Here is a 24604-nt window from a genome sequence, read left to right on the forward strand (position 1 = left end):
CCCGGACATGCGTCCGGACCCGACCCGATCAGGTCAGCTCGCGCCGAGGTCGCTCAGTGCCCGCTCCGCGCCCCGGTGCAGCTGCACCGGGTCGGTCTTGCGGGCGTTGCCCAGCTCGATGCCCTTCGCCGCCGGGTTCGCCTGCGCCAGGACGTCCTTCTTGTCGAAGACCGTCCGGGTGATCGCGCAAGCCACGTCGGCGTCGAGGTTGTCCCGGACCAGCAGCACGTTCGGCACCACGATGGTCGGCACGTCGGCCGGGGTCTTGTAGATGTCCTTGCCGATGGTTCCGGCCTGGTACGCAGGGTTCAGTTCGGCCATCTTCGGCAGCAGCGGGCTGATGTCGACGAATTTCACCTTGTCACCGGAGGTGGTGAACAGGTCGGTGACCCCGCCGGTCGGCACGCCGCCGGACCAGAAGAAGCCGTCGATGCTGCCGTCCTTCATGCCGTCGACGGTCTTGGTGAGGTCGAGCCGCTGTGCCTGGACGTCCTTCGCCGGGTCCAGCCCGGCAGCGGTGAGCAGCCGGTTGGCGATGACCTCGGTACCGGACTTGGGTGAGCCGGTGGAGATCTTCTTGCCCTTCATGTCCGCCACCGACGTGATGCCCGCGTCGGCCCGCACGACCACCTGCGTGTAGTTGTCGTAGATCCGGGCCAGCGCCTTGACCGGCTGCGGCGCGGTGAAGTTCCCCTTGCCCTGCACCGCGTTCACCGCGGTGTCGAACAGCGAGAACGCCACGTCGTACTGCCCGGCGACGAGCTGCTCCACGTTCTGCACCGAGGCGCCGGTCTCCGCGGCCGTGCCGGAGAGCTTGCCGTCGGTCGTCTTGCTGAGTTGGCCGGCGAGCGCGTTGCCCACCACGTAGTAGACGCCTGTCGCGTTGCCGGTCGCGATGCCGACCCGGGTGTCCTTGGTGACCTTGCAGCTGATGTCGCGGGCCGCGTCGTCCGTCGCCGCACTGTCCTGGCGACCTCCGCAGCCGGCGGTGCCAGCGGTGACCAGGACCAGTGCCCCGACCCCTGCCACTATCCTCGCGTCGATCCGTCCCACTCTCTCTCCTCCCCATGGTCCACCGATTTCCGTACCGACGGGTCGCCGGCGTTACTACCGGCGCGACGTCGCACGTACACGCCCGCGACGGCCAGCGCGGCGAGCGCCGCGCCGATCGCCATGGGCAGCGGTTCCAGCCAGAGCAGCACCAGCCCGGCGACCGCGCCGACGATCCGCTCCGGCGCTCCGGCCCGCCCCACGCCGGGCAGCCAGCCGCCGGCCGCCACGGCCAGCACGGCGACGCCGAGCGCGGAGACCAGGCCGGCGGTCAGGATCCGCCCGAACCCACCGATGCCGAGCAGGCCGAGGCCGGTCGGGGTGACCACGAAGGCCAGCGGGATGAGGTAGGCCGGCAGCGCGTACCGCAGGGTCTGCCACATCGTCGGCACCAGCCGACCGCCGGTGACCGCGGCGGCGGCGACCGCGGCCAGGGCCGTCGGCGGGGACACCTCGGACAGCACCGCGAAGTAGAAGACGAACATGGCCGCGGCGGGCGCGGAGACGCCCAGGTTCAGCAGCGCCGGGCCGATGATCACCCAACCGATGACGAAGGACGCGGTGACCGGCACGGCGAGGCCGAGCAGGCTGAGCGCGACCGCGGCGAGCACGGCGGTGAGTGCCAGCACGACTGCCGGCTCCGAGCTGACCACCTGCGCGCCGTCGATCAGCAGCGCCGCCGCCTGCGGCCCGAGGCCGGTCTTCGTGGTGGTGGCGGTGATGATGCCGGCCGCCGCGCAGACCGCGCTGACCGCGAGTACCCCGCGCACGCCGTCGCGCAGCGCCGCCACCAGCCGGCCCGGCGTGAGCCGGTGCCGCCGGTCCAGGAAGGACAGGACGAATGCCAGCGCGGTGGCGATCACCACCGCCCGCGTCGCCGACCAGCCCAGCGCCAGCACCACGATGATCACGAACAGGGAGAGGAAGTGGTAGCCGAAGCGCGCCAGCAGCCGCCATGCCGAGCCGGCGGCGATGACCACCGGGCGTACGCCGGAGCGCCGGGCGTCGATCTCCACGGAGAGCAGGATGCCCAGGTAGTAGAGGATCGTCGGCACCGTGGCCCAGCCGAGCACCTGCAGGTAGGACACGCCCAGGTACTCGGCGATGATGAAGGCGGCCGCGCCGAGCGTCGGCGGGGACAGGATCGCGCCCACACCGGCGGCGGCCAGCATGCCGCCGGCCCGCTCGGCCGGGTAGCCGGCCCGACGCAGGATCGGCCAGGTCACCGCTCCGATGCTGACCGTGGTCGCGGCGCCGGAGCCGGAAACCGTGCCGAGCAGGAACCCGGAGGCCACGGCGGTGCGCCCGGCGGCGGTACGGGAACGGCGGAACGCGGCGGCGGACAGCTCCACGAAGAACCGGCCCGCCCCGGACAGGTCGAGCACCGCGCCGTAGATGGTGAACAGCACGATGTACGACGCGGCCACGTCCAGCGGGGTGCCGTAGAAGCCGCTGTCGGAGTTGTAGAACGAGTCGACCATCTGTCCGAAGTCGAGCCCGGCGTGCGCCACCGGCCAGGCCTGCGGCAGCAGCCCGCCGTAGTAGCCGTATCCCAGGAACAGCACGCAGACCGCCGGCAGGATCCAGCCGGTGGTGCGTCGGCACGCCTCCAGCAGGAGGACCAGCAGGCCGGTGCCGAACGCCACGTCCATTGGGTCGAGCAGGCCCTGCCGGTCGAGGAAGGCGTCGTAGCCGCCGCCGGCGGCGCCGATCGCGACCGGCAGTACCGGGTAGAGGCAGACCACAAGCGCGAGGGCCGCCAGCAGCCAGTCGACGGGCGTCGGCCCGCGCGGCTCCGCCTGATCGGCCAGGTCGGTGCCCTCGCGGCGCAGGCGCACCCCCGAGGGGTACGCGAGGAACACCATCGGCAGGATGCCGGCCAGGAAGAAGATGAGGTAGTACTTGCTGCCCTGCGGCAGCGGGAAGAAGACCTGCCAGAGCGTCAGCAGCGCGACCGCGACGGTGACCCCGGTGAAGAGGAGCCCGACCGGTCCGGCCAGCATCCGTCCGGGTTTCTCGTCCTCGAACCGCGCGGCCAGTTCCTTTGTGTCCGGGTCGTCGCCGGTGCCGAGGCGGTGCGCGGTCCCGGGGTGGTCCTCGCTCCCGGGGTGGTCCTCGCTCCCGGGGTGGTGCTCGCCTCGGGGGTGGTTGTCGCTGCCGGGGTGCGTGCCGTCTGCCGTGGTGCCGTCGGCCGGATGGTGGGCGGCGTCGAGGCGGCGCGCCTCCTGCCGGGTGTGCAGGTGCGGTTCGCCCGGACCGTCGTCGGCCCAGGCCGCGCTGCTGACGCTGCCTTCGTCCGCGGGGAGGGGGACCGGATCGGAGCCCGCGTCGGACCCCGCTTGCGCGGCGGCCGGTGGCCGGGGCGTCGGGGGCGTCGCTTCGGGGGGGCGAACGGACGGCACGAGGGGGCACGATACGCGAATGGAGTGCGCGATGGGAACATTGCCGATCATGATTGCAATGAGTGACGGAGAGATAGTCGGACCACTCTCCTGAGAGTTTCTCGCAATCCCCCTTCGGCGTGCGAAGAGCGCTTCGGCAATCCCCTTGCGGGGAGCGGGCCGGCCACGATTCCAACGATGCACGGAAGGTTTGCTGGACGCGATCCCGTTACTCATGGTAGTTGATTGGTGGAGCTATTCCGCCTCCCGAGGAATGCCCGACCCGGGTCACCGCCTGCGTGCGTGACGCCATGGCCCGGCCCTCCGGCTCGACGGGCGCGACCCGCGGCGCCACGCGCCCGCCCGACGGCACGCCGGGTCCGTGTCGCGCCGTCTCGGACACCGACACGGTCCGCGCCACCTCACCGCAGACCGCCGCCGCAGGTGGCGGCGCGTGAACGGGTACGAGCACGACCAATCCATGATCATTCGCCGCGGTGCGTGGCCGGCCCTCCGGCGGCCGTCGAGCGCCGCTTCGCCGCGATGCCCAGGTGCGCCGTCGCGCGTCGCGTCCCACCGAGGCGTTCGGCGGAGCTGTCACCCACGCCGCTCTACTCGCCGTGACCACCGAACCGGACCCGGGCGAGTTGTCGTCGGTGACCCGGGCGGCATCGTGCACGATCTCCTCCGGCCACCGCATCCGGGCCGGACCGGTGCCCCGATCCGGTTGCGGGTGCTCCGCAGCCTCGTCGCGGCGGACACGCACCGTGACGAGGTGGGTCGATGGTTGTCGAGGCGACGGGAAGGCGGACGGCACCGCGCGGGGGATGGCGAAGCGGTTTGCCGGGGGCGCGCCGTCGACAGACGAACTGATTGGCGCGGGGCGGTTATGGGGTACTCCGACAGGGCATGTCGTCGGCACGACACGACGACGAGGAGGAGGTGCCGTGGCCGCTGACGATGCTTCCGCGGAGGATGGGCGTGACCGCAGCCGACCGGTGGGTCCCGACGAGGGCCCGGACAGCCCGGCCGAGTTGTCCGGCAAGGGCTGGGGCGGGGCGCTGAAGCGGACCGTACGAGAGTTCCAGGAAGACAGTCTGAGCGACTGGGCCGCCGCACTCACCTATTACGGAGTGCTGTCCATCTTCCCCGGTGTGCTGGTGTTGATCTCCCTACTCGGCCTGCTCGGGGAGCGGGCCACCGAAGGCGTGCGGGACGCCGTCGGACAGGCGGTGCCGGAGGAGAACATCCGGAAGATCATCGAGAGCGCGATCGACCAGGCCGGACAGTCCGGCGGCCTGGCCAGCATCGCGGCGATCATCGGTCTGGTCACGGCCTTCTGGTCCGCCTCCGGCTACATCGCCGCCTTCATGCGCGCCTCCAACAGCATCTACGACGTGCCCGAGGGGCGGCCGATCTGGAAGACCCTGCCGATCCGCCTCGGCGTGACCGCCCTGGTCGGCGTGATGCTGCTGGCCAGCGCCGTGATCGTGGTGTTCACCGGCGGCCTGGCCGAGCAGGTGGGTGACGCGATCGGGTTGGGCTCGACCGCCGTCACGGTGTGGAACATCGTCAAGTGGCCGGTGCTGCTGGTGCTGGTAAGCCTGATGTTCGCGATCCTCTACTGGGCCTCACCCAACGCGCGACACGGCGGTTTCCGCTGGGTCAGCCCCGGTGGAGTGCTCGCCGTCGTGCTGTGGCTTGTGGTTTCCGGCCTCTTCGCGCTCTACGTGAGCAACTTCGGCTCCTACAACAAGACGTACGGGGCCGTGGCCGGTGTGATCATCTTCCTGGTCTGGTTGTGGCTGAGCAACATCGCCATCCTGCTCGGCGCGGAGTTCGACGCCGAGTTGGAGCGCAGCCGCGCGATCGCCGCGGGGCATCCGGCCGACAAGGAGCCCTACGTCGAACTGCGCGACGACCGCAAGCTGCGGAAGAAGAAGGCGCGGCCGTCCCGCTGATGCTCGCGCCGCCCACCCCGGTACCGGGGTGGGCGGCGCGTTTCCGCACCCGGAACCCGGCTGTCCGGCTGAACCGACGGCGCACGCCTACGCGGTATTCTCAAGCATGGATACCGGCCGGCTCGGGATCTGCCCGCACCCGGTGTGCGCGGGAAAGGCGCCGGCCGGTCCGCTGATCCGGATGGGGCAGGATGACGCTGCCGGCGGCCGGCGGCGTCCGGTCACCGCCGGGACGCCCGGCCGCGCTGCCGTGGCTCGGACCGGCTCCGGCGCGGCCGCGTTCCGCGCCCGGTCGTGGCGGTCGACGTGACGATCTCTGCTGCCCCAGCCCGTCGACCGGCCAGGGAGGCACCATGACCGTGACCGTCGCACCGACCGATCCGGCCCTGCTGCGGGGCCGCTTCGACGCCGCGCTCGCCGCGTTCCTGGACGCGAGGGAAGCGGACGGGCCGGACGACGGTACGGCGGTTGTCCACTCCGTGTTGCGCCGCTTCGTCCTGGCCGGGGGCAAACGGCTGCGACCGCTGTTCTGCTACTGGGGCTGGCGGGGCTTCGGCGGCCCGGACGACGCGCCGATCGTGGCCGCCGCGGCGGCGTTGGAACTGTTCCACGCGTTCGCGCTGATCCACGACGACATCGTGGACCGCAGTGACCGTCGACGCGGCGAGCCGACGCTGCACCGGCACTTCGCCGACCTGCACGCGCGTTCCGGATGGCACGGCGACCCGGCGGCGTACGGGCGGCAGGCGGCTCTGCTCTGCGGTGACCTCTGCGTGGCCTGGTCGGCGCAGATGTTCCACGACTGCGGACTGCCCGACGAGCGGCTGCGACGCGCACACACCCTGCTGGCGCGGATGCGGTCCGAGGTCATCGCGGGGGAGTACCTGGACGTGATGGCGGCGGTCGGTGACGGCTCGGTGGCGAGCGCACTCACAGTGGTGCGACTGAAGACGGCCCGCTACACGGTGACCCGTCCGGTGCAGATCGGCGCGGCGCTGGCGGGGGCATCACCGGGGCAGGTGGCGGCGCTGGCCGGATATGGCGACCCGCTCGGGGACGCCTTCCAGCTCCGCGACGACCTGCTCGGCATCTTCGGCGACCCGGCGGTGACCGGTAAGTCGAACCTGGACGACCTGCGGGAGGGAAAGCCGACGGTGCTGCTGGCGCTGGCGCGGGAGGCCGCCTCCCCGGCCGCCGCGGCCCGGCTGCGGGCGCTGGTCGGTGACCCCGCGTTGGACCAGGCGGGGGCCGCCGAGGTGCGCGGCATCATCGAGGAGTCCGGCGCCCGGTCGGCGGTGGAGCGGATGATCCGTACCCGGGCCGAGGCGGCTCTGGGCGCGCTCGACGCGCTGCCGCTGGCGCACCCGTCGGCACGGCGGGTGCTGGCCTCGCTCGTGGAGCAGGCGGTCGACCGCCGCGAGTGACCCGGCCGGTCCACGTCGGCGTACGCGAACGAGCCGGCCACCCGAAGGTGCCCGGCCCGTTGTGCGCTTACGTCAGAGGGTGGTGCCCGTGCCGGACGGCTTGGTGGTGCCCGTGCCGGACGTGGCCGAGCCGGTCGTGCTGGCCGAGCTCGTGCCGTTGGCGCTGCTGCGGCTGCCGACGGATGCCGGCGTGCCGGCGAACGGCTTGTCGGCGTCGGTCATGCCCGCCTTGTCCCCGTTGCCGAGCTTCTCGCCGATCTTGGTCTGCCCGAGCTTGTCCTTGCCCTCCGAGTAGAGCCGGTTCGCCTGGGCCTGCGCGACCCCCGCCGCCTCCTGGACGGTCGGGTGGTCGAGCACCTTGCGCCCGCGGACCACCAACTCCTCGTACTTCTCCCGGCCGGCACGGGCGCCCAGGACGAATCCCGCAGCCAGCCCGCCAAGGAACATGATCTTTCCGCGCATGGCGGCTCCTTTCGTACCTGACGCTCTGCCGATTTCCGCCTGCTGGCGGAAGCGACCATGTCGCGCCTGCGTTCTCTGTCGACGACTAACTACCCATCCTGCTCTCCGCTCATACCTGCCTGTGCCGAGATGGCGATTTGTCCGGAAACTGGGGCGCGTCGAGCGGCCTGGTCGAGTCAGCCAACCCTCTGGCGCATCACCCCCCGATGTCCTGTACGCTTGTCTCCGTCGCACGGCGCGGAGTGATCCGGACCGAGCGGTGCACGGTCCCCTGTAGCTCAATTGGCAGAGCAGCCGGCTGTTAACCGGCAGGTTATTGGTTCGAGTCCAATCGGGGGAGCTTCGCTCCACGTCACGCCCGTCGGCATCGCCGGCGGGCGTTTTTCGTTGCCCGGTCCGCTTGTCCGCTCTGCCCCGCGCCTGGAGGGCTCGTCCAGTTTCCGCCCGGAACGGCCTTTCGCCCGGCAGGATGGTCCGGGTCGACCTAGACTCGCGCTGCGTCGATTGATGCGTCGATCCGAGGTGGTGGAGATGGCCGCAGGACGCAGCCGCTGGACCGCGACGGTGATCGCGGTGGCCGTGGTGCTCGGCTGGCTCGTCGTCGGCGGGATCGCCGGACCCTACTCCGGCAAGCTCGGCGAGGTCTCCACCAACGACAACGCCTCCTTCCTGCCCGCCGACGCCGAAGCGACCCGGGCACAGGACCTGGCCGCCGGATTCGTCGACCGGGAGACCACCCCGGCGCTCGTCGTCTACGAACGCCCCGGCGGCATCACCCCCGCCGACCAGCAGCGGATCCGGGACGACGCAGCGCGGTTCGCCCGGGTGCCGGGCGTGGCCGGGCCACTGCCCCCACCCGTCGTCAGCCGGGACGGGCAGGCCGCCGAGGTGATCGTGCCGGTCGACAGCGACGACGGCGAAGGCATCCGCGGCGTCGTGGAGCAGCTGCGCGACATCGCCGGCCCCGACCGCGACGGGCTCACCGTCTCGGTGGCCGGCCCGGCCGGGCTGCTCGGCGACCTGATCGAGGTGTTCGGCGCGATCGACGGGCCGCTGCTGCTGGTCACCCTGGTCGTGGTGCTCGTCATCCTGCTCGTCGTCTACCGCAGCCCGGTGCTCTGGATCTTCCCGCTGCTGGCCGCCGGCATGTCGTACGCACTGGCCGCCGTGTTCGTCTACCTGCTGGCCGACCACGACGTGGTCACGCTCAACGGGCAGGCGCAGGGCATCCTCACCGTGCTCGTCTTCGGCGCCGGCACCGACTACGCGCTGCTGCTCATCGCCCGCTACCGCGAGGAACTGCACCGGCACGAACGCCCCTGGGACGCGATGAGGACCGCGTGGAAAGGCGCCGCCCCGGCCATCATCGCCTCCGGCGCCACCGTCATCGTCAGCCTGCTCTGCCTGTTGCTGTCCAGCCTGAACTCCAACCGCTCACTCGGCCCGGTCAGCGCCGTCGGCATCGCCGCCACCCTGCTGGTCATGCTCACGTTCCTGCCCGCGCTGCTGGTGCTCGGCGGCCGGTGGGCGTTCTGGCCCCGCCGACCCCGGCACGACGACGCCGACCCACGCACCGAGCACGGCCTCTGGGGGCGGATCGCCGGGTTCGTGGCACGCCGCGCGCGTACCGTCTGGGTCGTCACCGCCGTGGCGCTGGCGGTCCTCGCGATCGGGGTGACCCAGCTCGGCGCCACCACCCTCGGCCAGTCGCAACTGTTCACCCAGCGCACCGACTCGGTGACCGGGCAGGAGGTCATCGACAGGCACTTCCCGGCCGGCACCGGCAGCCCGGCCACCGTGTTCACCACCCAGGCCACCGCCGGCCGGGTCGCCCAGGTGGCGCAGGGCGTACCGGGTGTCGCCTCGGTCGTGCCGCTGGGCCAGCGGGGCGGGAACGCGCCACCCGAACCGAACACCCCGCCGAAGGTCGTCGACGGGCGGGTGCAGCTCGACGTCACGCTCGCCGACCCGCCGGACAGCAACGGTGCCGAGCGGACCGTCCGCGACCTGCGCGAGGCGGTGCACCAGGTGCCCGGCGCGGACGCCGTGGTCGGCGGCTTCACCGCGATCAACGTGGACACCGCCGACGCCTCGGTACGCGACCGCAACGTGATCATCCCGGTGGTGCTGCTGGTCATCGCGCTCATCCTGGCCCTGCTGCTGCGCGCCCTGCTCGCCCCGATCCTGCTGATCGCCACCGTGGTCCTGTCGTTCCTGGCCACCCTCGGCCTGTGCGCGCTGCTGTTCCGGTACGTCTTCGACTTCCCCGGCGTCGACCAGTCGTTCCCGCTGTTCGCCTTCGTCTTCCTCGTCGCGCTCGGCATCGACTACAACATCTTCCTGATGAGCCGCGTCCGCGAGGAGTCGGCACGCCGGGGCACCCGGGCCGGCGTCCTCGCCGGCCTGGCGGTCACCGGTGGCGTCATCACCTCCGCCGGCATCGTGCTCGCCGCCACGTTCTCCGCCCTCGCCGTCCTGCCGCTCGTGGTGCTCGTCGAGCTGGGCGTCGCGGTCGCCGTCGGGGTACTGCTGGACACCATCGTGGTCCGCTCGCTGCTGGTGCCCGCGTTGGCGTACGACATCGGACCGAAGGTGTGGTGGCCGGGCCGGTTGTCCCGGTCGCACCGCGAGGGCGACCGCGCCGGCGCGGGGGCCGAGCATGCCTGACACCGACGTGGTCGTGGTCGGCGGCGGCCTGGCCGGTCTCGCCGCCGCCCGGCGGCTGCACCGCGCGGGCGTGCCGTGGCGACTGGTGGAAGCCGCCGACCGGCTCGGCGGGCGGGTCGCCACCGACCGGGTCGACGGGTTCCGGTTGGACCGAGGCTTCCAGGTGCTCAACACCGCGTACCCCCGGCTCGGCGCCCTGGTCGACCTGGCCGCGCTGGACCTGGGCTGGTTCACCCCCGGCGTGCTGGTCCGCCGCGGCGACCGGCTGGCACGCCTGGTCAACCCGCTGCGCGAACCCACCGGCGCACCCGGCACGCTCACCGCCGGCATCGGGTCGCTGACCGACCGGCTGCGGTTCGCGGTGATCGCCGCCGGCTACGCGACCATGCCCGTCGGGCGACTGCTCGACACGACCGAGACCAGCGCCGAGAAGGCCCTGCGCCGGGCCGGGCTCTCCGACGCGATCATCGAGGAACTGCTCCGGCCGTTCCTGTCCGGCGTGCTGCTCGACCGCGAGCTGGCCACCTCCAGCCACGTGCTCGCGGTCATCATGCGCTCCTTCGCCCGGGGCCGGATCGGGCTGCCGGCGGCCGGGATGGCGGCGCTGCCCCATGCGCTCGCCGCACCGCTGCCCGCCGAACTGATCGACCTGAACACGCCGGTCACCGAGGTCGCGCCCGGCCGGGTCCGCACCCCCTCCGGCGAGATCACCTGCCGCGCCGTCGTGGTCGCCGCCGACCCGCCGGCCGCGGCCACGCTGCTGCCCGGCATCCCACGGGTACGGATGCACGCGTACACCACCTACTACCACGCCACCGACACCGCGCCGCTCGACGAGCCGATCCTGCTGCTCGACGGCGACCGGCGCGAACTCGTCGCCAACACGGCGGTGATCAGCCGGGCCGCGCCCACGTACGCGCCGGACGGCCAGCACCTGGTCGCCACCTCCGTGGTCGTTCCGCAGGCCCCAGCCGAACCGGTCATCCGGCGCGAACTGGACCGTCTCTACGGCCGCTCCACCGCCGACTGGACCCACCTCACCACCGTCACCGTGCCGAACGCGCTACCGGCCGCCCCGCCACCGCAGGGCCGGCTGCGCAAGCCCGTCGCGCTCGGCGACGGCCGGTACGTGGCCGGCGACCACCGGGACAGCCCGTCCATCCAGGGCGCCCTCGCCAGCGGATGGCGTACGGCCGGCGCGGTGGTGCACGACCTGCGGGCGTGAGCACGTTGTCGGTCGCCCGTCCTCGCCCAGCCGCTGCATGTCGTTTCGCCGTGACCGGATTGCCGCCGGTTCGGTGGTGGCCGCTCATCGATCCGGCGGGTTACGATCCGGCGCGGTGACGGGGCGGTAGCTCAGCCGGTTAGAGCAGGGGACTCATAATCCCTCGGTCGCGGGTTCGAACCCCGCCCGCCCCACCACCTGTTTTCCCTGGCCAGCCATGCCGCCGACGACCCGGACCGCTCGCGCCGAGGTCCGGTCCGACGCCCTCAGTCCGCACTGAGTCCGCAGCAGCACGCCCCGCCGCCCGGTCGAGGCGATCCGCCACCTGGCCCAGGTCGCTCTCGAACAGGTTCGCGTACACGTCCAGCGTCATGGCCGCCGTGTGCCGCAGCTCGTGTGGCATCAGGCCGGTGAGCCCAATCGACTCCGCAGATCAGCCGGACGGATCCCCTCATCCTCTGCACCGCCCCGGACGTGTCACGAAGCGCGCGGCAGCGCGAGCCAGTCCTGCCAGGTGATGTCGCGACCCAGGTAACGGGGCCGCTGGAAGGGCCAGTCGGCGGCGATCCACTGCGGCACCAGCGCGTCGAGGGCGCGCTCCGTCTCGCTGCCGACGAGGTCGTCCACCACCCACCAGGAGATCTCCCCGTCGGAGCCGGTGCGCTCGGGCGGGTCGATGTAGACGCAGCCGAAGATCGCCGTCTCTTCCTCGTCCAACAGCGCGTAGTTGAACGACTGGTGCGCGGCTATCTCCTTCTCGTGCCGCAGCAGGTCGATGCGGTCCTCTTCATAGGTCATCGTCTCCGTGGGCCAGCCCCAGGCCGGGCCGAAGATCTCCCACAAGCGCTCTCGGGAGCCCATCACCGCGGGGTAGTCGAGCGCGGTGTCCGCCTCCCGGATCGGCCGTAGGTGAAGCGCGGTGTGGGGTACGGGCACGTACACGGGGTGGACGAAGTCCTCAGGCAGCCAGCTCACGAGGGCCGAGGTTACCACCATCTCGCCCAGGAAGCGGGCACCACAGCTGTCGCAGAAGGCTCCCTCCGTCGCGCCGTCGACCACCGGTTCGCCGTGCGTGCCGGGGTAGCCGAGGAACCACCGGCCCTGCAACGTGACCATCAGTTCGGCCATCGGGGCTCACAGGAGCAGTCGGTGTTCTCGGGCTCGTGTGCCCAGTCGAACGGCGGCGGTGTGCCGGGATCGACGACGAAGTTGCCCGGGTAGGTCGCGGAGCACTCGGCGCACCTGGCCGACAGTTCCATCATGGTGGTGAACGGGCTGCCGTATTCGGACGGCTGGCACGGCATGACGTAGCCGTTCATCTTCGTGACGAGAGCCGGCCACCGGGGTCGGCAGCGGCAGGCCGACTTCTTCGTCCGGAACAGGTTGATCACGTACGCTCCCGCGCTCTGCTGGTTGGCCGAGGAGTCTAGCGAGGAGGGCTTCCGGTCAGCGGGCGCGGTTGGTGGCCATCCACGCGGTCGCGAAGTCGACAAGCGCACGCTGGGACATCAGGCGGGCCGTGGCGTTGCCGATCCGCCCGATCGTCGCACCGCCGGTGGCCTCGAAGTCGGCGCCCAGCCGGTCGAAGTCGTCCTCGTCGGTGACGATGTCGGTCCACGTGGTCCACCGGCTCGTTCCGTCGGGCAGCCGTACCGATGAGCCGGTGACCGCGCGCGGCGGCGACGCCTGCCGCCACTCCGCCAGGTGCAGCGACGTGTCGGAGCTGTGGTCGCAGCCGAGCAGCAGCACCTTGCCGTCGAGCCGGTACACCGCACCCAGCGGTGAAGCCTCGCCCAACGCGTCGTCGAGGCGGTGTCCGTCCACGATGTCGGCTGCGTGGGCGCCGAGGGCGGCGAAGGAGACCTGCGGGTGGTCGCTGCGCCGCGCGCCCGGCCACGTGCGTACCGTCTCGGCGACGGCGCCCATCCACCGGCTCGGCGTGCGGGCCGGGTCGAAGCCGGGGGTCTGCTCGCGGATGACCGGCCACCACGCCTCGGGCACCGGCGGATGCCGCCACTGCGCGGGGTCCGTGTTCTCCGGCGTGTGCGTCGGCACGACGAGCGTGCCCTCCGGGCCGAGCGTGTCCAGCAACGCGCGCACCACCGCCTGGGTGCCCCCGGCGACGAACCCGAGACTCCGGTACGACGAGTGCGACAGCAGGACGTCACCCGGGGCGACGCCGAGCGCGCGCAGGTCGGACCCGAGAGAGCGGACGGTGTGTGGTGCGGCCTGCTCCATCCGGCGCAGTCTAGGCGGAACCGCGGGACAGGACTCTCGCCGTCCAGGGATAGCGGCGGTGCCCTCCGGCGTCTGTCACTGGTGAAGGGAAGAGACGAGGGGGTGCGGTGGACGAGGACGAACGGGCGGTGCTGGCCGAGTTCGTGGCGAGCCGTGCGCCGGCGCTGATACGGGTCGCCTACCTGCTCACCGGTGATCGCAGCAGCGCGGAGGATCTGTTCCAGTCGGCGCTGTCGAAGATCATTCCGAAGTGGCGGAGCATTCGGCACGCCGACCCGGAGGGCTACCTCCGCGCTGTCATGTACCGGGAGCAGGTGAGCTGGTGGCGGCGGTTACGTCGTCGCCGGGAGTCACCTGCCGGCGTACACGAGCAGGTGGTGGCCGACCCGGCCGGAGGTACGGACATCCGGCTGGCGTTGCGGGCGGCGCTGTGGCAACTGCCAACGGCGCAACGCACAGTCGTGGTCCTGCGCTACTACGAGGACCTCCCGGAGGCCCAGGTCGCAGACCTGCTGGGCTGCTCGGTGGGGACGGTGCGCAGCCGGACCCACCGGGCGGTCACCCGACTGCGTCAGATCCTGCCGGACAGCGAGCTTCTGGAGATGCAGCGATGAGTGATCCGTTCGAGGGCCTGCTCCGCTCCACCCTCACCGACATCGCCGAGGAGGCACCGACAGTGCAGGACTCATTGACCAGGGCGGAACGGCGCGCGCGCGGCCGTCGACGTAACACGGTGGCGGCAGGCGCGGCGGGCATCCTGGCGGTGCTCGTGATCGGCGCGCCGCTGGCCTACGCGGACCGTGGTGGGGACAGCGGGAAGTCACCGCAACCGGGGACGAGCGTCCCGCAGCCGAGCCGGAGCGAGCCCGTTCCGGCGCCGCCGGGCGTGCGGTCCGACGACCCGGACGGCCCGTCACCGAGCCCCATCGCGCCGGGCGACGTGGTCCCGGCGCCGCCGGGCGTACGGTCGGACGACCCGGACGGCCCGTCACCGAGCCCCATCAGGCGCTGATCGACGCGCACCGGCACCCTCCGAGCCGGTACGCGGGCCGGGCCCACCCCGACGGCGGGTGGGCCCGGCCCGCCCGCGCATCTCGCGCCTACCGGGATCCCGGTGCGGACGGCGTCACGCCCAGGGCGGGGAATGCCTGGTGACGTAGTCGCGGGCGCGGGGGAGCGGATCCCCCCAGTACTGGTGCGGCATCCGGGACAGGTGTGCGCGGCAGAACGTCGCGAGGTCGTCGGTGATGGTGACCTGTTCCAAAGGACGTCGCTCGAACTCCCGGTTGGCGGCGAGCAGAAGCGCCTCCGGGTGCCACCCGGCGTGGTCGAACGCCCAGCCGCCCCAGGTCGCGTACACATGGAAGACCTCGCGTCGATCCGCGAACCGCAACCCCCCGATGCCGATCGGCCGGGTCGGATAGGTCTCCCGGCACACCCAGGCCAGGATGTGGCACGCGCCGGAGGCGAAGAAGGGCTGGTCGGCGCGATCCCAGGCGAGCCGCTGGTCCGCCCGTTCCGCGGGTGTCCGCCGGAAGACCCCTGCTGCCGTCACCGCCATGGCCGCACCCTAGCGGAGCGGCCACTTGACATGCGGGGTGGTTCGCGATGCAGAGTTCGGGATGCGCTTTCCGCCGTCCACGCCGCCCGCCGTTCCCGCCGGCACCCTCGCCGCCGGTCCACAACCGACGCTGACCGCCGAGGGGGACCTGGTCCTGCGTCCCTGGGAGCCGGCCGACGCGCCTGCTGTCCTGGCCGCGTACCAGGATCCGGAGATCCGCCGCTGGCACACCCGCCGCCCGGAGTCGCGGGAGCAGGTGCTCGACTGGTTCGCCCACTTCCACCGGACCTGGCAGCAGGAGACGGGCGCGAGCTGGGCGGTGACGCGCGGCGGTGGCGAGGTGGTGGGCCGCATGGTGATGGGCGGCGTGGACCTCCACGACGGCGTGGCCAGCTGCGCGTACTGGGTGGTTCCGGCCGCTCGCGGCGCGGGCGTGGCCCCGCGGGCGTTGCGGGCGCTGAGCGCGTGGGCGCTCGGCGACGGCCGGCTGCACCGCCTCTGGCTCGACCACTCGATCCACAACGGCGCGTCGTGCCGGGTGGCGGTCAAGGCCGGGTTCCGGCTGGAAGGCACCAGCCGCAGCGCCGCCATCCACGCCGACGGGCGGCACGACATGCACGTGCACGCCCGCGTGCGCGGGGACGAGTGCGCCGGCTGAGAGGGCTGCCGGGTGGAAGGGATCGATCCCGCGGGCCGGGTGGGCACAAGAGTTATGGGTAGTGTCCGCTCGCATGGAGGTCTTCCTGCTCTGGCACGTCCGCCACGCCCGTTGGCTCGACGGGCGGCCGACAACGCACCGAGACGAAGCCGGCGAGCTGGTGTGGGCCGAGGAAGATGGTGACGATCTCAAGATTCTGGGGGTGTACTCGTCAGAGGCCCGGGCGGAGGAGCGGATACGGCGAGCCAGGCAGTTGCCTGGCTTTCGTGACGAGCCCGACTGCTTCTCCATCAACCACCACACCGTCGACCAGGACCACTGGACCGAAGGTTTCGTGTCCGTGCCGAGGTCGGGGTCGGAGAACGAGGACCGGTAACGAGTTCGGTCGCCACCTCGGCCGGGTCTTCGCCGACCGGAGGTGACACGAGCGGGCGTCCACGCGCCGGTGACGGTGGGCGGCGGCGGTCATGAGGGGCGCGAGGGCCCCGGGGGGTCCGGTGGGCGACGCCAGAACTGGCGTGGCGCGAACCCGTCCCGCCGCAGCCAGTGTTCGGTGTAGACGATCCGTTCCGCCTCGACGACCACGAGCGTGTCCTCGGGCGGCTCGGACAGGGCCCGCCCCCGCTCGGCGTGCTCGTTCTCCCACCGGACCGCCGGCCAGTAGTGCGCCCGGTCCGGATGCCCCGCGTCGAGCACCCGGGCGGTTCCGAACAGTTGGGCGCCGCGGCTGCTGGCCAGCCCGACGAGTGGCGCGAAGACGCCGACGGACACCCGCGGGTCGGCGGCGATGTTGCGCATCTTCGGCGAGCGCGGCGCGGCGGTGAACAGCACCGCGAAGTCCAGCGGGTAGTAGCGCACCGGGGTGGCCAGCGGTCCGTCCGGGCCGGTGGTCGCGAGCACGCACATGTTCTGCGACGACAGCAGCTGGCGGATGCGCTCTTCCAGCCGGTCACGATCGAGCCGTCCCGTCGGGGTGGGCCCGGACAGCCACGGATTCGTCAACGGCATGCGGCGTCCCCGATCATGGCGCGCACCCTACACGCACCGCCCGCCCGGTGGGGTAAAAGGATCGCCGCAGCGGACCGGGGCCGCTAACCTGCCGCGCATGCCGGTACGCCAGGGGAACACCGACTCGCTGCTGCTCGGTGACGACGACACACCGCTCGCCCGGATGCGCGTCACCGACGAGGACGGCACGCCCGTCGCGTCCGACGTCCGGCCGCTGCCCGGGGTGGCGCCGGCCCGGCTCGTCGCCCAGGTGCGGCGGGACCTCGCCGGGTTCCGGCTGGAAACACCCGACGAGGCCCTGGCGGCGGCGCTGGTCTCCGACGGGCTGACGGTGGCCCGGGCCGCCACCGACATGCGCCACCACCTGGCCGACCTGCCCGAGCCGGTGGCGTTGCCGGACGGCTGGGCACTGGGCGCCCCCGGTTGGGACGACGACCTCGCCGAAGGACTGGCCGCCGCCTACGGCCCGGACCACCCGGACGGCCGCTGGGAACCGAGCGACACCGACGAGGTACGGGCGATGTTCGACACCGGTGAGCCGGTGCCGCCACTGGTGCCCGCCTCGGCCCGCCTGCTCGACCCGGACGGCCGCAGCGCCGGCCACGTGTTGTGCGCCGGGCCGGTGCCGTGGACCGACGACGGGTGCGTGTGGATCCTCAACCTGGGCGTCGCACCCCGCGCGCAGCGCCGCGGGTTCGGCCGGGCGCTGCTGGTGCACGCCTTGCGCGGCGCACACGAGGCGGGACTGCCCTCGGTCGGCCTGTCCGTGGTGGACGGCAACCCGGCTCGCCGGATGTACGACGCGGCTGGCTTCCGTGTCCGCGCCCGGGTGCTCACCGTGCGGGTCCCCGAGGCCCGGAGGGTGAGAGAGTGACAACGTGCGGGTGGGGATCCTCGGGTCGTTGGAGGTCCACGACGGTGAGCGCGCCGTCGACGTCGCCGGGACGCGGCTGCGGGCGCTGCTGATCCGCCTCGCCCTGGACCCCGGGTCGGCCGGTGGGCTGCCCGCGCTGGCCGAGGCGCTCTGGGACGGCGTGATGCCCGCCGACACCGCCAACGCCGTGCAGACGCTCGTGTCGCGCCTGCGCCGTTCGGCCCCAGCACCGTTCCCCGTCGTGCGGCGAGGTCGATCCCGGCCAGTGCGGTCGTCGTGCCGAACCGCTTGACCAGGCCCTCCGCCCCGAATGCGTAACTCATGGCAGCGACCATGGAGGACGGCGCTGACAGCGGACGCACAGCGCGCTGGCACCCCGCCGACACGACGGGGGTGGGCGGCCCGCACGAGCGGGGTCGTCAGCCCGAACCCAGTTCCCGGGCGACGGTCCGCAGCGCGCGGGTCAGCTCCTTCGCCGAGGGGGCGGCGTCCGGGTCGACCAGCCACTGGGCGGCCACGCCGCCGAGCAACGCCTGGTGGAACGTGCCGACGGCGAGTGCTTCGGTTTCGCCCGCGCCCGGATCGAGCCGGTGGAACACCTCGGCCAGACCGAGGCGCGCCCGGCGGTTGGCCGCGGCGAACGCCTCGCGCAACTCGGGGGAGCGGTCCATCCGGGCGATCAGCTCGAACTGGACCGCCCAGAGTGGACGCAGCCGGGCGAAGGACTCGATGATCCGCTCCCAGGCCAGCTCGAACCGCTGCTCCGCGCTGGCGTCCGAGTCGGCGTCCTGGGCGAGCGCCCGGTCCAGTTCCTCGCCCCACTCGGCCATCGCCTCGAACAGCGCCTCATCGAGGAGTGCTCGTGTGGTGCGGAAGTGGTAGCCGATCGCGGCCAGGCTGGTGCCGGCCTCCGTGGCCACGTCCCGGGCGGTGGTGGCGCTGTAGCCCTTCTCCATCAGGCAACGCTTCGCGCCGGCGAGCAGGTCCTCCCGATTTCCCATGACCGGCATCGTACCCAGCTCTTGCACTTACGTCTTGCACATATGTCTTACACGCTTGTACCGTCGTCGTCATGACCGATGTGCTGATCTCCGGTGCCGGTGTCGCCGGTTCCGCCCTCGCCTGGTGGTTGCGTCGCCTCGGCTTCCGGCCGACCGTGGTGGAATGCGTCGCGGCCCCCCGCGACGGCGGCTACAAGGTGGACGTGCGGGGCGCCGCCCTGACCGTCCTGGACCGGATGGGCCTGGCCGGGGCGGTGCGGTCGCACGACACCGGCATGCGCCTGGCCCGCTTCCTCGACCGGCGGGGCCGTCAACTCGCCACCATGGACGCCGCCCTCTTCGGCGGCCGGACGGGCGGCGACATCGAGATCATGCGCGGTGACCTCACCCGGCTCCTGCGGGTCGCGACCGAGGGCGTGGAGCACCGCTTCGACGACTCGGTCACCGCGCTGCACCCCGTCGCCGACGGGGTGGACGTGACGTTCGCGCGGGGCGCGCGCCGCCGCTTCGACCTGGTGATCGGCGCGGACGGCCTGCACTCGACGGTACGGCGACTCGCCTTCGGCCCGGCGTCGGCCTACCTGCGTCCGTTGGGACACCACATCGCCATCTGCACCGTGCCCGCCGGGTTCGGCGAGGAACGGGTCGAGCTGCTGCACCCTGCGCCCGGTCGGACCGTCGGCGTCTACCGGACCGCGGGCGCGCCCGACGCCCGGGCGCTCTTCCTCTTCCGCTCGCCACCCGACGCGCCCGGCCATGGCGACCTCGAAGCGCAACGCGCGCTGCTGGGTCGGGCCTTCGCCGGGGCCGCCTGGCGGGTGCCCGGTCTGCTCGCCGCGCTGCCGGACGCGCCGGACCTCTACCTCGACGAGATGAGCCAGGTCCGGATGGAGAGCTGGTCGGCCGGTCGGGTCGGCCTGGTCGGCGACGCCGCGTACGCCGCGTCCCCGGCGTCCGGCCAGGGGACCAGTCTGGGCCTGGTCGGCGCGTACGTGCTTGCGGCCGCGCTGGCGGAGGCGGGTGGGCGCCCGGCCGTCGCATTCGCCGCGTACGAGCGCCGGATGCGGCCGTTCGTCGCGGCGAACCAGGCGCTGGCCGAGCGCAACCTGAGGGGGATGGTGCTCGGCTCGGCCGCGCAGATCCGGTTCCAGACGCTGACGCTGCGCCTTCTGCCGCACCTGCCGGGACGGCAGCGGATGGTCGGCCGGGTGGCCGAGCCGATCCGGCGCGCGGCCACCTCGATCACGCTGCCGGAGGCACCGGCCCCCGCCGCCTGAGGCTCACCGGCGATTCAGGCGCTCGGCGTACGCGTCGCGCAGCTCCTCCCAGCCGAAGTTCTTGGCTTCCGCGCCCCGAATCGGGCCGATCGGCTCGCCGTCGAGCAGGTGACCGGCGACGTCCAGGCAGAGGTGCCAGCCGGCGGCCATCATCGGGGCGAGATCGGCCCGCTCGACCCGGTGCCGCAGGGTGAGCGTGGTGCCCTCACCGGTCGCGGTCAGCTCCCAGCGGAGCAGGCCCTCGCCCCAGGTGTACTCCAGCAGGCGCGGCCGGTCGGCGCGCAGCACCCGGGCCGGTGCCGGGTGGGTCCGGTCGCCGTCGACGGTGCTGAGTACGGCGTCACCGGGGCGGCCCAGGTCGCGGTCGGCCAGGAACGGCGCCCACCCGGCGAGCTGGTCGGGGTCGGTCAGTGCGACCCACACCTTCTCCGGCGGGTGCCGCAGGTCCCGGACGAAGACCAGATCCCAGCGGTCGTTCGCGGCTTCCAGTTCCACGTGGGCGAGCGGGCCGGCACGGTAACTGTCGCGGTCCATCGGTCACTCCTGACTGTCGAGATGGCGTTCCAGGGCGTCGAGATGCGCGGTCCACATCGAGCGGTAGGGCCCGAGCCAGTCGTCGACGGCCCGCAGCGGTCGGGCCTCGACCCGGTAGATCCGCCGCTGGGCCGCCGTGCGGCAGGTGACCAGACCGGCGTCGCGCAGCACCCGCAGGTGCTTGGAGACCGCCGGCTGGCTCATGCCCAGCCCGTCCACCAGGTCGCCGACGCTGCTCTCCGCCCGACGCAGCCGGTCGAGGATGCGGCGGCGGGAGGGCTCGGCCAGGACGGCGAAGGCATCGGCGGTCATCCTGGCAATATGCCGCGCCAGTTATATGACTGTCAAGGAATGAAGGGTCGTGCTGCCGGCGCGGGGTCGGCTTCATATGCTCGGGGGATGGAACTGCGGATCTTCACCGAACCCCAGCAGGGGGCCACCTACGACCAGTTGCTCGCCGTGGCGCGCCGCGCGGAGGAGACCGGCTTCGCCGCGTTCTTCCGCTCCGACCACTATCTGAAGATGGGCTCGGTGAGCGGTGACCCCGGCCCGACGGACGCCTGGACGACGCTCGCCGGCCTGGCCCGCGACACCACCCGGATCCGCCTCGGCACGCTGATGAGCGCCGCCACGTTCCGGCTGCCCGGTCCGCTGGCGATCACCGTGGCCCAGGTCGACCAGATGAGCGGCGGCCGGGTGGAGCTGGGCATCGGCGCCGGCTGGTACGCCGAGGAGCACGCCGCGTACGGCATTCCGTTCCCGCCGCTGGGGGAGCGGTTCGACCGGTTGGAGGAGCAGCTCGCGGTCATTACCGGGCTCTGGTCCACCCCGGCCGGGTCGACGTTCGACTTCCCCGGCGCCTACTACCCGGTCAGCGACTCACCCGCGTTGCCCAAGCCGGTGCAGCGGCCCCACCCGCCCATCCTGCTCGGCGGCAAGGGTCCGAAGCGCACCCCTCGCCTGGCCGCCCGGTACGCCGACGAGTTCAACCTGCCGTTCGTGTCGGTCGAGGACACGACGGCGCAGTTCCAGCGCGTGCGGGAGGCCTGCGCCGAGATCGACCGGGACCCGTCCACGATGATCTGGTCCAACGCGTTGGTGCTCTGCTGCGGACGCGACGACGCCGAGGTGGCCCGGCGGGCCGAGGCGATCGGCCGCGAGCCGGCCGAGCTGCGCGCGAACGGTGCCGCCGGCACGCCCGCCGAGGTGGTCGACACGCTCGGCCGGTACGCCGGGGCCGGCAGCGGCCGGATCTACCTCCAGGTGCTCGACCTGGCCGACCTGGACCACCTGGAACTGGTCGCCGCCGAGGTGATGCCGCAGCTCTGAGCGCCGACGGGAAGAGGCGCGGCGGTGCGGGGACGCGGCGGTGCGGGGATGCTGCCTGCGACCGTCAGCGCGCGGTCGCCCGGCGTACGGTGTCCAGCCGGCCGTCCCGGTCGCTGTCCAGGTAGGTCACGTCCGGCACGCCGTCGCCGTCCAGGTCGACCTGCACCACGTCGGCCACACCGTCGCCGTCGAGGTCGGTCACCACCTCCACGGAGCCGTCCACGTGCCGGGTCACGATCGACCGCCCCTGCCCCGTCCGCGGCGGCGGACCCGGACGGGGCAGCGGGTCCGGCTCGGGTTCCGGCATCGGTGGCGCCGGCACCGGCGCGGTCATGGCCCTGTGCGCCCCGGTCGGGTCCGTGCCCACCCCGGTCGGGTCGATCTCCTCCTCCGACGGGTACACGTCGCCGCGGAGGCTCGGGTCGCGATAGCTGCTCATCCGTCCTGGATTCCCGCTGTACGGCCGGGGCAACCCTGCCGGCGCGCGATGGCGCATGATGCAGCGCATGACCGACACCAACTGGGCCGGCAACGTCCACTGGTCCGCCCGTACCCGAACGGCGCCGACCTCCACCGACGAGCTGCGCCGGCTCGTCGCCGGGGTCGACCGGGTCCGGGCCGTCGGCACCGGCCACTCGTTCAACCGGCTCGGCGACACCACAGGCACCCAGATCGCGCTCGACGGTCTGCCGCCCACCGTCGCGCTCGACCCCGACCGCGGCACCGTCACGGTCGCCGCCGGCGTGCGCTACGGCGACCTGGCCACCGCGCTGCACGCCCGGGGGTACGCGCTGGCGAACCTCGCCTCGCTGCCGCACATCTCGGTGGCCGGGTCGGTCGCCACCGCCACCCACGGCTCCGGCCCGCGCAACGGCAACCTGGCCACCGCCGTCGCGGCGCTGGACCTGGTGACCGCCGACGGCGACCTGCTCACCGTCGACCGGAGCGACCCGAGGTTCGCCGGGCTGGTGGTCAACCTCGGCGCGCTTGGCGTGGTCACCCGGCTCACCCTCGATGTGGTGCCCACGTACGCGGTCCGGCAGCACGTCCGCCTCGGACTGCCCCGCGCGGCGCTGGACGAGGCGCTCGACGCCGCGTACAGCGTCAGCGTCTTCACCGGCTGGCGCGGCGAACGCCTCGACCAGGTGTGGGTGAAACAGCACGCCGACGACGCGCCCCCGCCGGCCGACTGGCTGGACACCGTGGCCGCCGACGCACCCCGGCACCCGGTGCCCGGGATGTCGCCGGAGCACTGCACCGCCCAACTCGGCGAGCCCGGGCCGTGGCACGAGCGGCTGCCGCACTTCCGGCTCGGCTTCACCCCGAGCAGCGGCGACGAGTTGCAGTCCGAGTGGCACGTCGCCCGGGCCGACGCGAGCGCGGCACTCGCCGCCCTCGACCCGGTCGCCGAGCGGATCGCCGCCGTACTCCAGATCTGCGAGCTGCGGACGATCGCCGCCGACGAGCTGTGGCTGAGCCCGAACTTCCGGCGCGACTCGCTGGCGCTGCACTTCACCTGGATCGGTGACCCGGTGGCGGTGGCGCCCGTGCTCACCGAGGTGGAACGGCGGCTCGCCCCGTACGCCCCGCGCCCGCACTGGGGCAAGCTGTTCGACCGCGACCCGGCCGACGCGTACCCGCGGCACGGGGACTTCCGGGCGCTGCTGCGCGAGTTCGACCCGGCGGGGAAGTTCCGCACCACGGAGCTGGACCGCTGTTTCCCGCGCGACTGACTCACCGCCCGGCGGGCATCTCCTGACGCAGGCTGCCGCGCTGCACCGCACGACTGATGTCGCTGGGCGAGACGATGCCGACCAACTGGTCGTCGACCACCACCAGCGCCCGGCCGTCGGTGCACTCGTTGAGGCGGGGGAGCAGGTCGGTGAGCTGCTCCTCCGGGCGGGCCAGCACCAGCTCGTCGGCTTTGCAGGACACCTCGGCCAGCGTGGTCGACGCGCGGCGGTCGGCCGCGATGCCGCGTACCCGGGCCAGGGTGACCAGGCCCACCGGCCGCCCGTCCACGGTCAGCGGCAACGCCGAGTGCCGGTACGCGAACAGGTAGTGGTCGACGAAGTCGGCCACGGTCAGCTCCCCGGACGCAGTCTGCGGTTGCGGGGTCATCACGTCGCCGACCCGGACGCCGCGCAGCGCGTCGCCCATCCGGGCCGCGCGCTCCTCCTGACCGGCCGCACCGATCAGGAACCAGCCGATGAGCGCCAGCCAGAGCCCGCCGAAGCCGGCGCCGGTCAGGAACCGCCACAGCCCCAGGCCGATCAGCAGGACGCCCAGCACCCAGCCGGCCCGGGCCGCCACCACTGTCGCCTTCGTGCGGTCGCCGGTGGCCTTCCACACCGCCGCGCGCAGCAACCGGCCGCCGTCCAGCGGGGCGGCGGGCAGCACGTTGAAGACCGCCAGCAGCACGTTGATGCCGGCCAACCAGGACAGCGCGCCGAGCAGCAGCCCGTCGCCGTAGACGACCGCCACCACCACCGCGATCGCGGCGAAGACCAGCCCGATGATCAGGCTGACCAGCGGCCCGACGCCGGAGATCCGCAACTCCGCGCCCGGGTTCTTCGCCTCGCCCTTCAACTCGGCGACACCGCCGAACAGCCAGAGCGTGATCCCCTCGACCTCGATGCCGTTGCGCCTGGCCACCACCGCGTGCGCGACCTCGTGGGCGAGCAGGCCCAGGAAGAAGACCACCGCGGCGGACAGGCCGGCCGCCACGTAGGCGACGGGGGAGTGCCCGGGGTACGAGGCGGGGAACAGGCTGCCCGACAGTGCCCACGCGATCAGCACGAAGATGACCAGGACACTCCAGTTGACGCCGACAGGTACGCCCGCGACCCGGCCGAGCCGGAAACTCGCCCTCATGTCTGCCTCATACCCGGCACACGCACCCCCACACCAGCACCCTGGGCGCAGCACCTGCCCGGGAAGGAGGGTCTAAAGAT

General features: G+C 72.7%; 25 protein-coding genes, 2 tRNA genes and 1 pseudogene. 14 read left to right on the forward strand and 14 right to left on the reverse strand.

Features of this window, described 5'->3' with window-relative positions; translation table 11 throughout:
* Positions 1 to 33: 33 nt before the first annotated feature.
* Both ACLQ2X_RS15990 and ACLQ2X_RS15995 read right to left on the reverse strand, forming a co-directional pair.
* A complete protein-coding gene (locus ACLQ2X_RS15990) occupies positions 34 to 1053 on the reverse strand; it encodes a TAXI family TRAP transporter solute-binding subunit (RefSeq protein WP_425681810.1) in 1020 nt (339 codons plus the stop codon).
* A complete protein-coding gene (locus tag ACLQ2X_RS15995) occupies positions 1029 to 3452 on the reverse strand; it encodes a TRAP transporter permease (RefSeq protein WP_425681811.1) in 2424 nt (807 codons plus the stop codon). The genes ACLQ2X_RS15990 and ACLQ2X_RS15995 overlap by 25 nt, the downstream gene beginning before the upstream one ends.
* Before the next feature lie 926 nt (positions 3453 to 4378).
* Here ACLQ2X_RS15995 and ACLQ2X_RS16000 point away from each other — a divergent pair.
* Together ACLQ2X_RS16000 and ACLQ2X_RS16005 are read left to right on the forward strand one after the other, a co-directional pair.
* A complete protein-coding gene (locus tag ACLQ2X_RS16000) occupies positions 4379 to 5392 on the forward strand; it encodes a YihY/virulence factor BrkB family protein (RefSeq protein WP_425681812.1) in 1014 nt (337 codons plus the stop codon).
* 353 nt (positions 5393 to 5745) lie between these two features.
* A complete protein-coding gene (locus tag ACLQ2X_RS16005; RefSeq protein WP_425681813.1) occupies positions 5746 to 6816 on the forward strand; it encodes a polyprenyl synthetase family protein in 1071 nt (356 codons plus the stop codon).
* Between the two features lie 72 nt (positions 6817 to 6888).
* Here the strand turns inward: ACLQ2X_RS16005 and ACLQ2X_RS16010 are convergent, their stop codons facing one another.
* The gene (locus tag ACLQ2X_RS16010) at positions 6889 to 7278 is read right to left on the reverse strand and encodes a hypothetical protein (protein WP_425681814.1); all 390 of its coding nucleotides are present in this window, start codon (positions 7276 to 7278) and stop codon (positions 6889 to 6891) included.
* Between the two features lie 267 nt (positions 7279 to 7545).
* Here ACLQ2X_RS16010 and ACLQ2X_RS16015 point away from each other — a divergent pair.
* The 4 genes from ACLQ2X_RS16015 (at position 7546) to ACLQ2X_RS16030 (ending at position 11367) form a co-directional block, all read left to right on the forward strand.
* A tRNA-Asn gene (locus ACLQ2X_RS16015) sits at positions 7546 to 7618 on the forward strand.
* 191 nt (positions 7619 to 7809) lie between these two features.
* Positions 7810 to 9945 carry an MMPL family transporter gene (locus ACLQ2X_RS16020; protein WP_425681815.1) on the forward strand — a complete coding sequence of 712 codons (2136 nt, stop codon included), beginning with the start codon at positions 7810 to 7812 and terminating at the stop codon, positions 9943 to 9945.
* Positions 9938 to 11170, forward strand: a complete 1233-nt coding sequence (locus ACLQ2X_RS16025; RefSeq protein WP_425681816.1) for an FAD-dependent oxidoreductase — start codon at positions 9938 to 9940, stop codon at positions 11168 to 11170. Before ACLQ2X_RS16020 ends, ACLQ2X_RS16025 begins: the two co-directional genes overlap by 8 nt.
* 120 nt (positions 11171 to 11290) lie before the next feature.
* A tRNA-Ile gene (locus tag ACLQ2X_RS16030) sits at positions 11291 to 11367 on the forward strand.
* Positions 11368 to 11647: 280 nt separating this feature from the next.
* Here the strand turns inward: ACLQ2X_RS16030 and ACLQ2X_RS16035 are convergent.
* From ACLQ2X_RS16035 to ACLQ2X_RS16045, 3 genes are read right to left on the reverse strand one after another with little or no spacing between them, the layout of a single operon-like run.
* A complete protein-coding gene (locus tag ACLQ2X_RS16035; RefSeq protein ID WP_425681817.1) occupies positions 11648 to 12298 on the reverse strand; it encodes a GNAT family N-acetyltransferase in 651 nt (216 codons plus the stop codon).
* The gene (locus tag ACLQ2X_RS16040) at positions 12286 to 12561 is read right to left on the reverse strand and encodes a hypothetical protein (protein WP_425681818.1); all 276 of its coding nucleotides are present in this window, start codon (positions 12559 to 12561) and stop codon (positions 12286 to 12288) included. The genes ACLQ2X_RS16035 and ACLQ2X_RS16040 overlap by 13 nt, the downstream gene beginning before the upstream one ends.
* A 55-nt stretch (positions 12562 to 12616) precedes the next feature.
* Positions 12617 to 13408 carry an aminoglycoside N(3)-acetyltransferase gene (locus ACLQ2X_RS16045; protein ID WP_425681819.1) on the reverse strand — a complete coding sequence of 264 codons (792 nt, stop codon included), beginning with the start codon at positions 13406 to 13408 and terminating at the stop codon, positions 12617 to 12619.
* Positions 13409 to 13515: 107 nt separating this feature from the next.
* Here ACLQ2X_RS16045 and ACLQ2X_RS16050 point away from each other — a divergent pair, with 107 nt between their 5' ends.
* Together ACLQ2X_RS16050 and ACLQ2X_RS16055 are read left to right on the forward strand one after the other, a co-directional pair.
* Positions 13516 to 14022 (forward strand): SigE family RNA polymerase sigma factor, encoded by a 507-nt coding sequence (locus ACLQ2X_RS16050; RefSeq protein ID WP_425681820.1) that lies wholly within the window; start codon positions 13516 to 13518, stop codon positions 14020 to 14022.
* Positions 14019 to 14420, forward strand: coding sequence for a hypothetical protein (locus tag ACLQ2X_RS16055; RefSeq protein ID WP_425681821.1), 402 nt, complete (start codon positions 14019 to 14021; stop codon positions 14418 to 14420). The genes ACLQ2X_RS16050 and ACLQ2X_RS16055 overlap by 4 nt, the downstream gene beginning before the upstream one ends.
* Positions 14421 to 14534: 114 nt before the next feature.
* Here ACLQ2X_RS16055 and ACLQ2X_RS16060 read toward each other — a convergent pair whose 3' ends face one another.
* Positions 14535 to 14969, reverse strand: coding sequence for a hypothetical protein (locus ACLQ2X_RS16060; RefSeq protein ID WP_425681822.1), 435 nt, complete (start codon positions 14967 to 14969; stop codon positions 14535 to 14537).
* A 61-nt stretch (positions 14970 to 15030) separates the two neighbouring features.
* Here ACLQ2X_RS16060 and ACLQ2X_RS16065 point away from each other — a divergent pair, with 61 nt between their 5' ends.
* Both ACLQ2X_RS16065 and ACLQ2X_RS16070 read left to right on the forward strand, forming a co-directional pair.
* Complete coding sequence (locus ACLQ2X_RS16065; protein ID WP_425681823.1) at positions 15031 to 15627, forward strand: GNAT family N-acetyltransferase; 597 nt, start codon at positions 15031 to 15033, stop codon at positions 15625 to 15627.
* A gap of 73 nt (positions 15628 to 15700) precedes the next feature.
* Positions 15701 to 16003: a DUF7336 domain-containing protein gene (locus tag ACLQ2X_RS16070; protein WP_425681824.1), complete on the forward strand. Its 303-nt coding sequence runs from the start codon at positions 15701 to 15703 to the stop codon at positions 16001 to 16003.
* An 89-nt stretch (positions 16004 to 16092) separates the two neighbouring features.
* Here ACLQ2X_RS16070 and ACLQ2X_RS16075 read toward each other — a convergent pair whose 3' ends face one another.
* Positions 16093 to 16635 (reverse strand): pyridoxamine 5'-phosphate oxidase family protein, encoded by a 543-nt coding sequence (locus ACLQ2X_RS16075; RefSeq protein WP_425681825.1) that lies wholly within the window; start codon positions 16633 to 16635, stop codon positions 16093 to 16095.
* Positions 16636 to 16732: 97 nt separating this feature from the next.
* Here ACLQ2X_RS16075 and ACLQ2X_RS16080 point away from each other — a divergent pair, with 97 nt between their 5' ends.
* Positions 16733 to 17509: a GNAT family N-acetyltransferase gene (locus tag ACLQ2X_RS16080; RefSeq protein ID WP_425681826.1), complete on the forward strand. Its 777-nt coding sequence runs from the start codon at positions 16733 to 16735 to the stop codon at positions 17507 to 17509.
* Positions 17510 to 17703: 194 nt separating this feature from the next.
* Here ACLQ2X_RS16080 and ACLQ2X_RS16085 read toward each other — a convergent pair.
* Positions 17704 to 17832 (reverse strand): annotated as a pseudogene (locus ACLQ2X_RS16085) (daunorubicin/doxorubicin resistance ABC transporter ATP-binding protein DrrA); the annotation flags it as partial.
* Between the two features lie 96 nt (positions 17833 to 17928).
* Entirely contained in the window at positions 17929 to 18510 is a 582-nt protein-coding gene (locus ACLQ2X_RS16090) for a TetR/AcrR family transcriptional regulator (RefSeq protein ID WP_425681827.1), read from the reverse strand.
* Between the two features lie 71 nt (positions 18511 to 18581).
* Between ACLQ2X_RS16090 and ACLQ2X_RS16095 the strand changes: the two genes are divergently transcribed.
* Positions 18582 to 19787, forward strand: coding sequence for an FAD-dependent monooxygenase (locus ACLQ2X_RS16095; protein WP_425681828.1), 1206 nt, complete (start codon positions 18582 to 18584; stop codon positions 19785 to 19787).
* Positions 19788 to 19790: 3 nt separating this feature from the next.
* Here the strand turns inward: ACLQ2X_RS16095 and ACLQ2X_RS16100 are convergent, their stop codons facing one another.
* The gene (locus ACLQ2X_RS16100) at positions 19791 to 20321 is read right to left on the reverse strand and encodes an SRPBCC family protein (protein ID WP_425681829.1); all 531 of its coding nucleotides are present in this window, start codon (positions 20319 to 20321) and stop codon (positions 19791 to 19793) included.
* Positions 20322 to 20324: 3 nt separating this feature from the next.
* Positions 20325 to 20633: an ArsR/SmtB family transcription factor gene (locus tag ACLQ2X_RS16105; protein ID WP_425681830.1), complete on the reverse strand. Its 309-nt coding sequence runs from the start codon at positions 20631 to 20633 to the stop codon at positions 20325 to 20327.
* A gap of 87 nt (positions 20634 to 20720) precedes the next feature.
* Between ACLQ2X_RS16105 and ACLQ2X_RS16110 the strand changes: the two genes are divergently transcribed.
* Positions 20721 to 21650 (forward strand): LLM class F420-dependent oxidoreductase, encoded by a 930-nt coding sequence (locus tag ACLQ2X_RS16110; RefSeq protein ID WP_425681831.1) that lies wholly within the window; start codon positions 20721 to 20723, stop codon positions 21648 to 21650.
* A gap of 64 nt (positions 21651 to 21714) precedes the next feature.
* Here the strand turns inward: ACLQ2X_RS16110 and ACLQ2X_RS16115 are convergent, their stop codons facing one another.
* Positions 21715 to 22089 carry a hypothetical protein gene (locus ACLQ2X_RS16115; protein ID WP_425681832.1) on the reverse strand — a complete coding sequence of 125 codons (375 nt, stop codon included), beginning with the start codon at positions 22087 to 22089 and terminating at the stop codon, positions 21715 to 21717.
* Between the two features lie 67 nt (positions 22090 to 22156).
* Here ACLQ2X_RS16115 and ACLQ2X_RS16120 point away from each other — a divergent pair, with 67 nt between their 5' ends.
* Positions 22157 to 23383 (forward strand): FAD-binding protein, encoded by a 1227-nt coding sequence (locus tag ACLQ2X_RS16120; RefSeq protein ID WP_425681833.1) that lies wholly within the window; start codon positions 22157 to 22159, stop codon positions 23381 to 23383.
* Between the two features lies 1 nt (position 23384).
* On the opposite strand, the gene ACLQ2X_RS16125 is transcribed toward ACLQ2X_RS16120, so the two are convergent.
* Positions 23385 to 24524, reverse strand: a complete 1140-nt coding sequence (locus ACLQ2X_RS16125; RefSeq protein WP_425681834.1) for a site-2 protease family protein — start codon at positions 24522 to 24524, stop codon at positions 23385 to 23387.
* Positions 24525 to 24604: the final 80 nt, after the last annotated feature.

Origin of the sequence: Micromonospora sp. DT31, from assembly GCF_049841795.1 — a bacterium.
Taxonomy (GTDB): domain Bacteria; phylum Actinomycetota; class Actinomycetes; order Mycobacteriales; family Micromonosporaceae; genus Micromonospora.